This is a genomic window from Mycoavidus sp. SF9855, assembly GCF_024582735.1.
Taxonomy (GTDB): domain Bacteria; phylum Pseudomonadota; class Gammaproteobacteria; order Burkholderiales; family Burkholderiaceae; genus Mycoavidus.
Genome location: NZ_CP102085.1, coordinates 1770034 through 1784562, shown reverse-complemented (window position 1 = coordinate 1784562; position 14529 = coordinate 1770034). Strand labels below are relative to the sequence as shown.

Annotated in this window: 14 protein-coding genes and 1 tRNA gene; 6 read left to right on the top strand and 9 right to left on the bottom strand. The window is 48.8% G+C overall.

The window, feature by feature from the left end; translation table 11 throughout:
- Window positions 1-41: 41 nt before the first annotated feature.
- Window positions 42-2642 carry a pentapeptide repeat-containing protein gene (locus NQD60_RS06990; protein WP_257100222.1) on the bottom strand — a complete coding sequence of 867 codons (2601 nt, stop codon included), beginning with the start codon at window positions 2640-2642 and terminating at the stop codon, window positions 42-44.
- A 190-nt stretch (window positions 2643-2832) separates the two neighbouring features.
- On the opposite strand from NQD60_RS06990, the gene NQD60_RS06985 reads away from it, so the two are divergent.
- Complete coding sequence (locus tag NQD60_RS06985) at window positions 2833-4110, top strand: Fic family protein (RefSeq protein WP_257100221.1); 1278 nt, start codon at window positions 2833-2835, stop codon at window positions 4108-4110.
- 13 nt (window positions 4111-4123) lie between these two features.
- On the opposite strand, the gene NQD60_RS06980 is transcribed toward NQD60_RS06985, so the two are convergent.
- The 7 genes from NQD60_RS06980 to NQD60_RS06950 form a co-directional block, all read right to left on the bottom strand.
- Complete coding sequence (locus NQD60_RS06980) at window positions 4124-4546, bottom strand: biopolymer transporter ExbD (protein ID WP_257100220.1); 423 nt, start codon at window positions 4544-4546, stop codon at window positions 4124-4126.
- A 68-nt stretch (window positions 4547-4614) separates the two neighbouring features.
- Window positions 4615-5337 carry a MotA/TolQ/ExbB proton channel family protein gene (locus tag NQD60_RS06975; protein ID WP_257100219.1) on the bottom strand — a complete coding sequence of 241 codons (723 nt, stop codon included), beginning with the start codon at window positions 5335-5337 and terminating at the stop codon, window positions 4615-4617.
- A 58-nt stretch (window positions 5338-5395) separates the two neighbouring features.
- A complete protein-coding gene (locus tag NQD60_RS06970; RefSeq protein WP_257100218.1) occupies window positions 5396-5869 on the bottom strand; it encodes an energy transducer TonB in 474 nt (157 codons plus the stop codon).
- 228 nt (window positions 5870-6097) lie between these two features.
- Window positions 6098-6310 (bottom strand): bacterioferritin-associated ferredoxin, encoded by a 213-nt coding sequence (locus NQD60_RS06965; RefSeq protein WP_257100217.1) that lies wholly within the window; start codon window positions 6308-6310, stop codon window positions 6098-6100.
- 220 nt (window positions 6311-6530) lie between these two features.
- Entirely contained in the window at window positions 6531-7379 is an 849-nt protein-coding gene (murI, locus tag NQD60_RS06960) for a glutamate racemase (protein ID WP_257100216.1), read from the bottom strand.
- Window positions 7380-7457: 78 nt separating this feature from the next.
- Window positions 7458-7937, bottom strand: a complete 480-nt coding sequence (bfr, locus tag NQD60_RS06955; RefSeq protein ID WP_257100215.1) for a bacterioferritin — start codon at window positions 7935-7937, stop codon at window positions 7458-7460.
- Window positions 7938-7949: 12 nt separating this feature from the next.
- A complete protein-coding gene (locus tag NQD60_RS06950; protein ID WP_257100214.1) occupies window positions 7950-8525 on the bottom strand; it encodes a TIGR00645 family protein in 576 nt (191 codons plus the stop codon).
- A gap of 152 nt (window positions 8526-8677) precedes the next feature.
- On the opposite strand from NQD60_RS06950, the gene NQD60_RS06945 reads away from it, so the two are divergent.
- From NQD60_RS06945 to NQD60_RS06930, 4 genes are all read left to right on the top strand, one after another.
- Window positions 8678-8768: transfer RNA gene (locus tag NQD60_RS06945), tRNA-Ser, on the top strand.
- A gap of 671 nt (window positions 8769-9439) precedes the next feature.
- On the top strand, window positions 9440-9577 hold the full coding sequence (locus NQD60_RS06940) for a 2-hydroxycarboxylate transporter family protein (RefSeq protein ID WP_306438069.1): 138 nt from the start codon (window positions 9440-9442) through the stop codon (window positions 9575-9577).
- 218 nt (window positions 9578-9795) lie between these two features.
- The gene (locus NQD60_RS06935; protein WP_257100213.1) at window positions 9796-10620 is read left to right on the top strand and encodes a hypothetical protein; all 825 of its coding nucleotides are present in this window, start codon (window positions 9796-9798) and stop codon (window positions 10618-10620) included.
- A 30-nt stretch (window positions 10621-10650) separates the two neighbouring features.
- Window positions 10651-11394, top strand: a complete 744-nt coding sequence (locus NQD60_RS06930; protein ID WP_257100212.1) for a hypothetical protein — start codon at window positions 10651-10653, stop codon at window positions 11392-11394.
- Between the two features lie 575 nt (window positions 11395-11969).
- Here the strand turns inward: NQD60_RS06930 and NQD60_RS06925 are convergent.
- Complete coding sequence (locus NQD60_RS06925; RefSeq protein ID WP_257100211.1) at window positions 11970-13514, bottom strand: YdiU family protein; 1545 nt, start codon at window positions 13512-13514, stop codon at window positions 11970-11972.
- Here NQD60_RS06925 and NQD60_RS06920 point away from each other — a divergent pair.
- On the top strand, window positions 13513-13938 hold the full coding sequence (locus tag NQD60_RS06920) for a hypothetical protein (RefSeq protein ID WP_257100210.1): 426 nt from the start codon (window positions 13513-13515) through the stop codon (window positions 13936-13938). The genes NQD60_RS06925 and NQD60_RS06920 overlap by 2 nt on opposite strands.
- Window positions 13939-14529 lie beyond the last annotated feature (591 nt).

The window sequence follows — 14529 nt, the reverse complement described above, 5'->3', positions numbered from 1 at the left end:
ATTATACTGGCGCGGCGACGCCAGTAAGAGCAAGGCGGTGGTTAGCTACTTACCGCTCCTCTTTGCTTTAGCAGCTTCTGATTGACCTTGCTTAGTCCCTCCACTCCTTCCATTAACATCCCTCTCACTGTCAAAAATTCATGCGTCGTGCTCCAGCAAAAATCCGGCTTATATTTCTCTCTTTCTTTGCTCACTTCCCACTGACGAATTGACTTGTCCATGCTACCTATTCCCAAGTATTGCTGGCCCGAACTCTCTTTCCACGCGATACTCGTGACTTGCCCACAATCTTGAATTACCCTCTGGCATTCACCCGTTGCCACGTCCCACAGCCGCACGGTCGTGTCACTACCACCTGAGGCGAGTTGATCTCCTTGCGGCGAATACACAACGCTCAAAACCTCACCCATATGGCCGCTTAAGGTGCGTAGCCAAGCCCCCGTTTTTACATCCCAAAGCCGCACGGTCTTGTCATAACTCCCAGAGGCCAGCTGATTTCCTTGCGGCGCATACGTAACGCTTTTAACTATATTGGTATGGCCTTCTAACTTCAGTCTTTGTGCTCCGCTTGGTATATCCCACAGCCACACCGTATTGTCCAAACCACCCGAGGCCAGCTGATCTCCTTTTGGCGAATACGCAACGCTATAAACAGAGTTTTCATGGCCGTTTAAGGTGTGCAACAACGCACCCGTTTTGGTCTCCCACAGTCGCACTGTATGATCCCAACCGCCCGAGGCGAGTTGGTCCCCTTGCGGTGAATACGCAACGCTAAAAACAGAGTTTTCATGGCCGTTTAAGGTGTGCAGCAACGCACCTGTTTTGACCTCCCACAAGCGCACTGTAGCGTCAAGACTGCTCGAGGCAAGCTGATCCCCTTGCGGTGAATATGCAACACTAAAAACCATTTTTGTATGGCCGCTTAAGGTCAAGAGGGGGGAGCCCGTTTTAGCCTCCCATAGCCGCACTGTCTTGTCCCCACTGCCAGAGGCAAGCTGATCTCCTTGTGGCCCATACACAACGCTCCAGACACTATCTGTATGGTTGCTTAAATGGAGGCCTAACGCCCCCGTGCTAATCTCCCATAGTCGCACCGTTTTGTCGCTCTCCCCCCCCGAAGCAAGCTGTCCTCCCTGCGGCGAATACGCTACACTCCAGACCCCACCTGTATGGCCATTTAAGGTATGAAGAGGAGCGCCCGTTTTGACTTCCCACAAACGAACGGTAGAGTCGATACTGGCCGAGGCGAGTTGATCCCCTTGCGGCGAATACACAACGCTCCAAATATAATTCGTATGGCCATTTAAGGTGTGCAGTAAGGTACCTGTTTTGACCTCCCACAGTCGCACTGTATTGTCCCAACCACCTGAGGCCAGCTGATCTCCTTGCGGCGCATATGCCACACTCTGAATCCTACTCGTATGACCGTTTAAGGTGTGCAACAGCACGCCCGTTTGGGCTTCCCATAGCCGCACTGTCTTGTCCCCACTGCCCGAGGCCAGCTGATCTCCCTGCGGCGAATACACGACGCTATAAACAACATCTTTATGGCCGCTTAAAGCGCGCAGACAAATCCCCGTTTTGACCTCCCATAAGCGCACGGTCCTATCCCTGCTGCCCGAAGCCAGCTGATCTCCTTGCGGCGAGTATGTCACACTATAAACCTCTCTCGTATGGCCGCTTAAGGTGCGCAATGCTGTTCCCGTTTTCACATCCCACAGTCGTACAGTAGCGTCCCAACTGCCCGAGGCAAGCTGATCTCCTTGCGGCGAATACGCTACACTAGAAACCCCATCGCGATGGCCGCTTAGGGTCCGAATTTTTTCCCAGTTTGACGTCTCATACACTCCGATCGTGCCATTCTGACGACCTACAGCGTATAGTCCTCCATTCAATGAATATACACCGGACCACACGTCACTATCTTCTTGAAGATATGGCCATTCTCCAAACTGCACCTCGTCCATCTGCGCGCCGCTTAAATTCGCCTCGCGCAGCCAACTATTACGAAGTTTGGCCTGGCGTAAATCCGCCCCTTGCAACTGCGCTGAATCAAAAAAACCAAAACTGAGATCCGCTCCAGCGACCCGGATTCCCTTTAAATCCGCTCTATTAAACTGCACACCACTTTTTACCAATAGAGTCAGCGCATTGGCCGCCATCGGCTGTACTTCTTCTGTTTTTGAGCGTTTAACCCAGTTCAGTAGCGTTTCCTTTAACTCCGGCTCTTGTTCGATTTTTTCCTTTAAATAGCCAAATATCGCACGCTCACCAACAAGACTTAATAGCCCAAAAAGTGCTGGCTTTTCTACCACTTGAGCGAGGCGCCCGGCCTCCCATAGCTTTTGCAATTGATGCAACGCAAAGGTGCGCAAACTCTCCTCCGAACTCGCCAAACTGGGATGATATTTCGGTGCAATCCTTTGCTGTAGCAAGTGTAACTTCAAAGCGGGTGAATCCACCCGCTCGCCATTGTGCGTCACTGTAGTCAATGCTTCAAAGAGATTTCGCCGGTCCCAGGCTTGCATATAATTTTCTACTTCCTCTCGAACTTCGACGGGCAGCGACAAAAATGATGCCTTTGGAGATTTTTGCACTGTGGGATAGAGTGCCATAGCGGAGCTTGGAATAAGGTTTAACATGCATGTCCTTTTTTAATTAAGTCGGGCTTATCAGGTGAAACGATACTATCTTACAGGCTATAAGTCTGCGCGGCTTTTTTCTCAAAGCACTTTTGCAACACTTTCAGAGAGTGATCCAAACTGGGGGCTGAAGGCCGAGCCCATGGAGATACGGCTCACAATATGAGCCGAATATGGTAGATTGCGGCTCATGAACACGAAATCCACCTGGATCTGGCGTCGGGCTGAATGGCCCGATCTCGCCTACGACGCGCAGATGACCGCATCTGACTTGGCAGAGACCTACCGGATGCACGGTGTGGTCGAAGGCAAGGCTACGGTCCTCGGCCTTGGACGTACCAGTCAAGTTGCACTGGATGCGCTATCGGATGAGGTGCTGGCCACCGCTGCCATAGAAGGAGAGCGTTTGTCGCTCGATGTGGTCCGGTCATCCGTGATGCGGCGACTCGGGCTCTCAACGTCGGGACCCTCCAACCGCCATGTTGACGGCCTTGTTGAGGTTATTAGCGATGCCACGACAGAGTTTGACATGCCTCTCGATGAGGATCGCTTGTGCCGGTGGCAATCGGCACTATTTCCTGGTGGCACGTCCGGCATTCAGCGCATCGTCGTCGGTCGCTATCGCGATCATGACGACCCGATGCAGATCGTGAGCGGCCTGCTCGGCCGTGAAGTGGTGCATTACGAGGCGCCGCCATCCAAGGACGTGCCGGCGCAAATGCAGCGCTTCCTCACGTGGTTTGCTGAGACATCACCTTCGCAGGCCTGGGCGGTGACGGCGGGCAGCGAGAGGATCGAAGGCTTCGCCCGTGCCGCCATCGCGCACCTGTGGTTCGAGAGCATCCACCCGTTTGAGGACGGTAACGGCCGCATTGGGAGGGCCATCGCTGACCTGGCCATGGCGCAGCATTTGCGACAACCGGTGCGCCTCTATAGCCTTTCGCGCCAGCTACTAACCTCGCGCTCGGCGTACTACGATGCCCTTAACCAAGCTCAGCGTGGTGACACCGATGTCACGGCGTGGGTGCAGTGGTTTGCGCGCCAATGTACGGCCGCCTGTCATGTCGCGAGCCACACTATTGACCAGGCAATCCAGAAGAGGCATTTTTGGGAGAAGCACGAGGGCGGCGGACTTCATGAGCGGCAGCGCAAGCTGCTGCAGCGCCTGCTCGATGACGGGGACGGTGGCTTCTTGGGCGGCTTGAACGTCGACAAGTACATGAAGATGACCGGCGTCTCAAAGGCCACGGCGACACGCGACCTTTCGGAGATGGTCGCGGGTGGGCAACTGTGGAGCCACGGCGTCGGCAAAGCAGTGCGCTACTACATCAATGTGCCTGGGTGGTCGCATGGCCTTGACTTGGAGCCCAGTGCTGGTGGTCCTGCTGCGGTCGCTGTCGACGAGGAACGCGAATCGAAGGCGTCCGAGATGAATGTGCGCCCAGCCCAAGGGAGAGATGTGGGCTAGAACTAACATATAATCAGTGACTCACTTCCGGTTGCATAATAAAGCCAATTTTTGCCAAACCACTTGACTGCGCGGCTGACATAACATGAGCAATATGTTCATAGCGTACGGCACGATCCGCATACAAATGAACTTCTGGCTGCGGCTCGACTTTTGCGGCGGTTAAAAAGTGTGTCCGTAGCGTAGCGTAATCGACGGCTTGTTGATCCAAAAGCATGGTGCCATCCGCTTGTAATGTTAATTTAATCTGCGTGGGCTTAATCTCTGTTGTTTGGCTGCTGGCATGTGGCAAATCGAGCTTGATAGCATGATGCATCACCGGTAGCGTGACCAGAAAAATAATCAATAAGACAAGCATCACGTCAACCAATGGCGTCATGTTAATTTCGCTCATCAGTGTATCTTCGTTATCGTTGATAAAAGGATTGTCGGCCATTCTTGTCTATTGTGTTTAAGCTTGCAAAGCTTTGCTAAAAAAGTATTTTATGTTGGCAAATGAGAGGGCTAAGACACGCTTTTAGCAGTAGCGGCTTTTAACTCGCTGCGCCTATTTGAGCGTAGACGCGCGCCAGTGACAAAATAAGCATGTAGGCCATGGCAGAAACGATTGAGTTTACTCACAATCCTTTTATTGCTGCGCGTGAATGCATTGTAAGCAAGCGTTGCTGGAATAGCGACAAAAAGGCCGAAGGCGGTCATGATCAACGCTTCACCGACGGGTCCCGCAACCTGATTGATTGAGGCCTGCCCGTTCTCGCTAATGGCCAATAACGCATGATAAATCCCCCATACTGTGCCAAACAGGCCAACAAAAGGCGCAGTTGAACCAATTGACGCTAGCAGCGCAAGACCGCTTTGCATGCGTATCAGGCTTTCGTCTAGAGTGTTTTTTAAGCAGCGCGTGATCCAATCGCTAATATCCATACGATGGTGGAGAGAGGGCTGGTTTTGTTGATGATGGCTGGCAGCCTCTTGGCCTGCTAACACTAGCGCAAGAAATGGATTGCCGGCTCGTTTACCTAGTTTTTTGATGCCGTGCTCAATATTATCTGCATGCCAGAATGTCTGCTCCGCATTTTTTGCCAGCTGCCGCAAACAAATGAGTTGCCAGATTTTGGCAATGATCACAGTCCACGAAAGTGCGGACATGAGAACCAGCGTTAAGATGAGCGCTTGTGTGACCAGATCGCCCTGATTCCATATGTGGGCTAAACCATAGTGTTCCATCGGATTCCTTTTAGGATTGGATGCTTGCCCAACTTGGGACAAGCAAGATATTGAGAGACTACCCCTCTAGCTTAAAGATAAAGGGGATATCGCTCGTTGTACGTATCGGCTGGCCGTTTTCGAGCCAGGGGCGGCATAAACTACCTAGGGCCGCCTCACGGGCAGCCTGGTCAAGACGTTTAAAGCGGCTGCTTTGCTTGATGACGGCATTTTCAATTTTGCCACGAGTATCAATAATAATGCTAATTAATACAGTGCCGGTTTCTTCGCGTTGCCTAGATAGAGGGGGATACGCTGGCGGGTTAATCAAGCAGTTAGGCTGAGAGATGCTTTGGGGCGCGCCTTGGTCGGTTGTGCGCGTAGTCAAAGCGGCTGGCGAGCGTGTTTCAGCAACCGGGGGGCTGGCACTAGGCGCGACAGGTGGTTGCGCTGGTTTGGCGGTTGCGCGTGTTGCTGCAGTGGCTTTGGCAGGCCGCATGACTGGCATAGGCGTGGGGCTGAGTAATTCGACTACCATTGTGCTCGCTAACACTAATTGAGAGGGTGGCGGGCTAGCTGTGTTTAGGAAGAGGAGAAATATCCCCATATGGAGGGCGAGTACAACACAGAAGAGGGCGGCAGTGAGACGCAAATTGACCAAGCAAATCCTGCACGAGTGATTATCTGTTCACGCTTTCAGAGCGTATCATTTATGGAAAATCAGCCAAGAGATACAGAGCGCGGTTGCCATGCCAATCCACAGTTCCATAATGTTCTCAATTTATGCTGCTGCACGTTCATGAAAACTGATCGGTATAGCCGTATCGCCTGCACTATTGTGGGTGGACAAAATATCAAAGACAGCATTTTCGCATTTACCGCAACATAATGCCACCCCGCACTCAAACTGCAATGCTTCTAGGGAATTCGCGCCCGCATGAATGGCGGAGTGGATTGAGCGGTCTGAAACGGACTTGCACACGCAGATGATCATGATATCGCCCCAATAGAATCCGATGGGTATGGATACAATAGGTATCCGTAATAGTAATCATTATCATTCAGGTTTTAATAATTTGCAAGTGGCTGTCACGGCCAAATGCAAATGCTCGATTTTTAGCTAAATTGAAATCCGATTTTTATAGCGTTAAAAAAGAGCAACGCATAGGGCTTAGCCTCCGCTCTCTATAGCCCAAGAGTGGGGGCAGGGCGGTTCAGCACCCTATCTTTGCAGCATTGAGTGAGTCCGAAGGAATGATAACGTGTTCGGCCATTTGGTCAGTTTTTAGGAATTGGCTGGCGAGAGTCTGTAAATGGGCGCCATTCGCAGTCGAACACAAACGCAGCGTTGCTGGTGTATCAGGCGGTGCGCACAACTGCTGTGCCGCTAGCCGCCGAGCGAGTTGCCGGGCAATCGCGTCACCTGTTTCGATCAATCTAAGCTGGTCGCCAGCAATCTGCCGGATAGCTTTCTCAAGAAAGGGGAAATGGGTTGAGCCAAGCACCAACGTATCGGCGCCAGCGGCGAGCATGGGCATGAGATAGGCTTTAAGTAGAGCCATCACTTCAGCTGAATCCGTATCGCCACGCTCAATCGCCTCAACCAGTCCGGAGCCCGCCTGGCAGATAAAACGGCAATCAGCCGCATAGGCCGTGATTAAGCGCTGGAATTTTTCGCTGCGCAAGGTACTCGCCGTCGCGAGCACGCCGGCTACGCGTGAGTTCGAATATTGTGCGGCAGGTTTAATGCCGGGTTCGACCCCGATGATTGGCATACTGAACTGCTGGTGCAGTAGGTGGTTGGCCTGTGCCGTTGCCGTATTACAGGCGACGACGAGTGCCTTGACCCCTTGTTGAATGAGCCAAGCACTGATGGCAAGTGTGCGCTCTACAATGAATGCGCTATCACGCCCACCATAAGGGGCATGATAGGAGTCGGCACAATAAATCAGAGATTCTGTTGGTAGTGCCGCATGAATTGCGCGTAACACCGACAAGCCGCCGACCCCTGAATCAAATACCCCAATGGGTGCGTAGGCACGGCTAGAGACTGATTCCATCATAAGTTAGAGTGCCTTCTTTGGGCAAAAAGCAAAGAAGCTAATTGCAGCGCGCTTGCCATGCGCGCTGCAATTGACGAGTTAACCCGCAACTGGGCTGATGCTAATTTGCAGATAGTTTGGCAGACCAAGCTTACCGATCAGCTCAAGCTGAGTTTCGAGCCAGTCGATATGTTCCTCGGTATCATTCAGGATCGTCACAAAAATCTCACGCGACGCAAAATCCCGTACGGATTCGCAGTAAACAATCGCCTCTTTACACGTTGTCTGAGAGATGTATTCAAGTTTCAAATCGCACTGTAAAATTTCTTGCGTGTCCTCGCCGATTAATAATTTGTGCAAATCCTGCAAATTAGGCAGTCCATCAAGCATGAAAATACGCTCGATGAGTAGATCGGCATGTTTCATTTCGCCAATCGACTCTTGATATTCATGCTGCCCCAGCTTATCTAAACCCCAATGTTTGTACATTCTGGCATGCAAAAAATACTGATTGATTGCGGTTAATTCATTTTTGAGCTGAGAATTCAGATAGTCGAGAACTTTTTTATCACCTTGCATAGTGAGGCTCCGTTATTTAAGTAGGTGGCTGCCGTTTGATGGAGATACATCCGAATGAGGGCGTGACATGGTTCTATCTACCCAAGCCATCACCCCGGCTGAAAGTAAGAAGGAAAGATGGATGAGGATTTGGGCCATAACAATATGTGTGTCGCGCTGGCCTGCATCAATGAAAGTTTTAAGCAGATGAATTGACGAAATGCTAATCAACGCCATCGATAGTTTCACCTTTAAGACACCCGCATTAACGTGATCGAGCCATTCCGGTTCATCTGGATGGTTTTCAAGCCCGAGCTTAGACACAAAAGTCTCGTAGCCGCCAATGATCACCATAATTAATAAATTTGAGATCATGACGACATCGATCAAGCTGAGTACGGCAAGCATAACGGCGGTCTCGTTAAGAGTGCGCGTATGGCTAACCAGGTGCCAGACCTCAATCAAAAATAGATACACGTAAACGCCTTGCGCCACAATCAGCCCAAGATACAACGGGAGCTGTAACCAGCGACTGAAAAAAATCAGCGCGGGCAAGGGTTTTAGCGATGGCTTCTGGGGAAGCTTATGCGAGTGGTCTTTAGCAGACATGGGTAAGAATGAGCAAGAAACGAATAGAAACGTTATTGTACCTCTGATAATTGCCAATTGAATTTTGCGGGGGGCGATCATAGATAAATATCATCGCGGACAAATCTGTAGCGGCTTTTTGGCCTTTATCTTTGCTATAATGCTCGGCTTCCGGAGAGATGGATGAGTGGTTTAAGTCGCCCGCCTGGAAAGCGTGTATAGGTTAATAGCCTATCGGGGGTTCGAATCCCCCTCTCTCCGCCAAAAATTCCCTTATATTTCAGTAGCGTAGAAGCCTAAGCTGCTTTTCCTGGGACAAATTCTCTCCAAGGCTCGACTCAAACCGCGCCATTTCTAAGTTGTTTTGTGCGCCGTCTAGCCACTTTGCGTAGGTGTGCAAAAACATTTCAATACTGTGTCCAAGCTGTCGAGCGCAAAAAGCAGGAGTCATTCCAGCCATAAGCATCAGCGTGGCGTAAGAATGCCGCATATTGTAAGGGCGTCGATAGCAGATGCTCAGGCGCTTCAGGCAGGGTATCCAGTAGTTAAGTCGGAGGCCTTGCCAGTCCGTCTAAGGCTTGTCATATCCAGGAACCCGCCATACATGCTTTCCGATTATTCGAGTGTGTTTGGCTTGGCGATTAATCGCTCCTAGTGCACGGCTGTTTAACACATTAATTACCTGCTGTAGATACCGCTAACCGTTTAGACGGGTTTTTACCTTATTAAAAATCCTCGACCAAAGCTGCATCTTCCCTATCGGGCGCTGCAAGCTATCGCGGTGCTGTGAATCAACTGCTGAAGAGCGTAGTGCGGGAAATCCGCACTCTACGTTCTGTGGGAACCGGAGGCGGGTAACTGCCTCCGGTCACCCGGTCAAATGGATCGGTTTATATCCGATCGAGAGCGCGATTATTAATGCCTATCACAGTGAGATGGGCGGTATTGGCGATGTGGCGATACTAACTTCGGCCCGCCGTCTAGAGTTGATGCCATTTGCACAGATAGCAACTCGCCTAGGGGGAGCTCTCACGATTACTGCCGCTATTCTCTTGCTTGGACTTATTTCATGAGGCCGAAGGCCGACTTGTCTAGGCTCAAATTCCTTGATTTTGCTAGCCCTATCACCTAGCATAAATTTATGACCATCTTGGAAAGGAAAGTAATTATCTTATGTTGTTTATATCTTATTTTTCAGCGTTATAAATAATTAATGGTAATTAGCTAATAGCCATTCGTTAAGAACTCAAATTTTGGATTTGTTTTTCTAGTCTTTTAGTTTAAGGAGACAATGATGGGTGCAGTGGAAAGCGTTCTTCGTGAAGTAGAGAAAGCGACGATAAGACCTCTAGGAGAAGTTGCACGTGGCGTTGAGAAAGTGACGATAAGGCCCTTGGGAGAAGTTGCACGTGGCGTAGAGAAGGTGACGATAAGACCCTTAGGCGAGATCGCGCGTGAATTAGAGAAATTGACAATAAGACCTCTGGGCGAGGTTGCGCGTAGCTTAGAGAAAGCAACGATAAGACCCTTAGGTGAGATTGCCCGTGATTTGGAGAGGCTGTTAATAAGGCCCGTAGGAGGTTTCGCAAGTAGAGCCTTGTTACTAATGGGGCGCTTGATAGATGTCGTTGATCAAGAATCGTCGGTAGTGTCCATCACAGATATACAGGCTAAGAAAGAAAAACTAGACAAAATGGCAGAAGACGCTTTGGAATTAGAAAGAGATATAAATGAAACAATAGCAGAAACGCCAGTAACTAAAGAAGATGATTTAAGGTGTTTAGGTGAGATGCACAAGGTAGTTATCGAGCTTCGACGCGGCATAACGGAGGCGCAAGATAATACAGAGCTTATGATGCAAAATGCTGAGCTTATGGGAGATAACTCAGAGCTTATTCAATATAACACCGAACTTGTCCAAAATAATGAAGAGCTTATCCAAGGCATGGAGGAAATGGAAGAACTTAGGCGTGAAAATCAAGAGCTAAGAGATCGTCTCAATTCTTTAGAGGCTGGATTTCGGGGCGCTATAGAAAATAATGGTAATGAATCAGATTATGTTCGTATTGATAGCAGTAGTGCTGATGGCAGAAGTATTCCAAGAGGCTTTGCCTAAAAATATTTATTATTTTCTTTTAAAATAGCGATGCGACCAATTTCTGTTTTAATGTTATTATTTATTTCCACTTTCATTGGGTGCGGTGGAGATAATCATGATAACAACATCACCACCATAGAACATTCCCTCAAACAAGAAACGAATAAAAGGGCTATAAAATCCATAAAAGAAATTATAAGCGATTTAGAAAAAGTTAATATGGATTCTTGGGGAGCTGCGAACGGTGGGAAAGACCATTTAGAAGAAATTGCGCTTGATGTAGAAAGATCATTTCCCCAACCTATTGGGGGGCTCATGAGTAGAATCATACTACTGGAAAGAAGTCTAATGATTATAGTTAAGTATGGTTTGGATATGGATGGCGGGCAAGATATTATAAATAAAATTTCAAGCGATATATTTGAATTAAAATTGGAAGCAAATGATTTGTTGTTGGCAACTGCGGAAACCGAGGAAAATAGGTTGTTGGTTATATACAAACTGAATGAAATAATAAATCTTCTTAAAGAGAGCGCGGAAGAAATTGATAGAAATAAAATAATCTTTACTAGAAAAGAAGGTGGCATTATTGAAAATAATGCAGAGCTTTTCAAAAGAAAAGCGGGGCTTGCTATAAAAAATAGGGAGTTAAATGCTATTAATATATCACTTTGCAATAGTAATGCGGCACTTAAACAAGAGCAAATAGAATTAAAAAGAAGAATTAAATATAAAGAGGAGCTATTAAAGGCGAAAAGATTATTGCATGAACTTATAACAAAATTTAGTTAATTATTTTTTTGATGGGGTAACAGCAAGCCAAGCCATACACAGCTATATGCCCGCAATACGCGAGGAAAATTAAAAAGCCCTTCATGAGTTCCCTGAGAAGTTTGAATGCTATTCAACCTGCAGTGGTACTTCAAAGGGCTTTTTTAGCTTGAACCGAAAAGATGGATTTAGCTTGTTTTTTGCTGTTGCGCAGCTAAAAGCATCTAAGCAAATCATTTACAAACTCCGCACGCTCCAAGCTACGTATGCACAGTACGACCAGAAACCGCTGTTATCAGTGAGCATGATCAAGCGCTATAGTTTGGGACAAATGAGGGGAAACCAGGGAACTATAAGGGTGTGAAGCCCCGTAAAATCAAGACATTAAACCCCTAAAATCCCCCGTATTCCTCTATGCCGTGGGTTCGAATCCCCCTCTCTCCGCCAGTTATAGTGCAAACGTCATCAAGCCTTAACAAAAAATACAAGTATTTAAAAGGGTTGGCGGGGTTTTTGTTGCAAATAATGCCCAGGTTTGACAAGGGGCAGCTAGTGCAAATTGTGGGTAACTTTCAGACTTTGCTCTTCTTGACGCTTTAGGACGAACAGCTCACTTGGAGCGAGCTTGCCCAAGCAGGAGGCAGCTGTGCATACGCCTCATACTCTGGCAAGGCATTGAAGGGGCGACGCAGCACATTCAATAATCGCTCAACTTCAGAGAAGTCTTTTTCTTGAGCAAGCTCGATTGCCTGCTCGACTAAATGATTACGCAAAATATATTGAGGGTTCACGCAGTTCATCGCGCTAGCACGTTGGCTATCATCGCGGCCTTCATATGCTAGGCGCGCACGGTAGGTTTGTAACCAAGCATGAAAAGCTGCGCAATCAGTAGTAAAAAGAGAGCTTACGCTTGCATCACCGCGTGTATCGTGTTGACAAATTTGGGCAAGCCGGCGAAAGGTCAACGTAAAATCTGCGCGGTTCTCATGCATTATTTTAAGCAGCTGATCGATTAATCCAGCGTCGCCATCATGCTGGCGCGCTAAGCCTAATTTGGCGCACATCCTTGCTTGCAATGACTGCATGAAGCGAGGCTTGAACTCGCCAAGAACAGCTCTTATTTCCTCGAGAGCATCTTGCTTGCCGCTGGCACTCTGAATTTCTATGCTGATGATGGGTAGCAACGCTTGCGCTAGGCAAAATAGGTTCCAATAGGCGATTTCTGGCTGCTTTTGATAAGCATAGCGCCCTGTTGTATCTGAATGATTACAGATATGGTCAAAGTTGAAGCCATCGATAAAACCATAAGGGCCATAATCAATGGTTAAACCCAGTATCGACATATTATCGGTGTTCATCACGCCATGGCAAAAGCCAATTGCCTGCCAGTGCGCAATCAGATCTGCGGTGCGCCGCGTGACTGCTTTAAGCAAGGCGAGATAGGGCGTATCGGTGTTGTCGCACTCAGGATAATGACGCGTAATGATATGTTTGGCGAGCAGTGCAATCAGATCAGGGCGGTTACGTGCATAAAAATGCTCAAAATGGCCAAAGCGCACAAAGCTTGGGGCAATGCGGGTGGTAATAGCGGCTGTTTCAACGCATTCACGACGCACGGCTAAATCTGAACCGATGACACACAGTGCACGTGTAGTAGGCACACCAAGATAGTGCATTGCCTCGGAACATAAAAATTCACGGATAGAAGAGCGCAGCACTGCACGCCCATCGCCCATTCTGGAATAGGGCGTAGGTCCCGTTCCTTTTAATTGAACTTCATAATGGCTTTGACCATGCTCAATTTCACCAAGGTTCAGCGCACGACCATCGCCAAGTTGGCCTGCCCAGATACCGAATTGATGGCCTGCATACACAGTTGCGAAAGGCATTTTTTTAGATGTCTCAGACAGAGTGTTGCCGGCGAACCAGGCAACAAAAGCGGGGTCATGCGCAATGCGTGCTTCGAAGCCCAATAGTGCTGCTGCATCTGCTGAAAAGCCAACGAGATAAGGATTAGGAACAGGCGTCGCTGGCACCTTTGTATAAAAATCAGGGCCAAGTGATAGAAAGCTATCTGGCAAAGATTGCTTGAATGTGTCAGCTAAATTAGAAATATCGACTGTATCAAGAGAAGTTGGCATGTTGAAAAATAGCGAAATTGAGTCGCCAACGGTGCGATTAGTACAGATTAGGGCGCTTTTGAAAAAAACTGTAGGAAATCTCAGCCTGAATCAATCTATCGATGACCAGATAATGAATGGCCCTCTCCCCGAAGAGGGAAGCGGTCTATCTAATTCGCTGTCAAAAGCACCAACTCCCCTTTTGTATGCGAAAGACGATAAAAAAGCAAGGTTTTTGCATATGACTCGGGTACTATCGGAACGTCATGCGTTGAACTCCAGCACAGAGCCGCTTTATATTCCCCGTCTTTTTTTTCGCCTCCCATTGGAGAACGGGCTCATCCCTACAACCTGTCACCAAATAATTGCCACTGGCAGCCGTTTGCCAGGCGAGACTCATGGCTGCCGGAAGCGAACTGCTATGAAATTCCTAATACTTTTCTAAATAGATTTGCAAGACCCGCTCTTCATCTTTTATAAAGCTTACACACTCCTCATGTCGTCTGATTCTCACTTATGATTTGTGTTGCTGTAGCACACTAGCGCAATCGCCCTGGACCTCGCCGTCAGAAAATTGACAGTCGCGCGACTCACTTTTACAATGGACCGTGTTGCGTTGGTCAAGCACGATATAAAAGCTTCGCACGCCAACGCTTCATGCAAATCACGAACGGGTCAGAAAAATAAAACCCAGCGTCTCGGGTAGCCATTATCCGTTTCCCTTTTCCCGTCTTTTTTAGCCCGCGGGCCGATGCTGTCGGTGTGCAGAGTTCTTTTCACGCTGTGGCTGGCTTATTGGCCGTGCACGACGGGTCCGCACATGTCTGCGATTGAGATGACACTCATGAGCACATTGGATGCGGTCTTTGATCGGTTGATCGCGCATTAAAGCGGTTACGCGAACCATCGCACGCCCCTGGGGGCAAGACGATGTGGGAAGGTGACGAAACCTGTCCCCCAAACCTAGACGGCACAGGCGGGATATTTGTCATTGCCCGCATCGCAGGCCGCATGGAGTAGTGATACGGACTTGGGA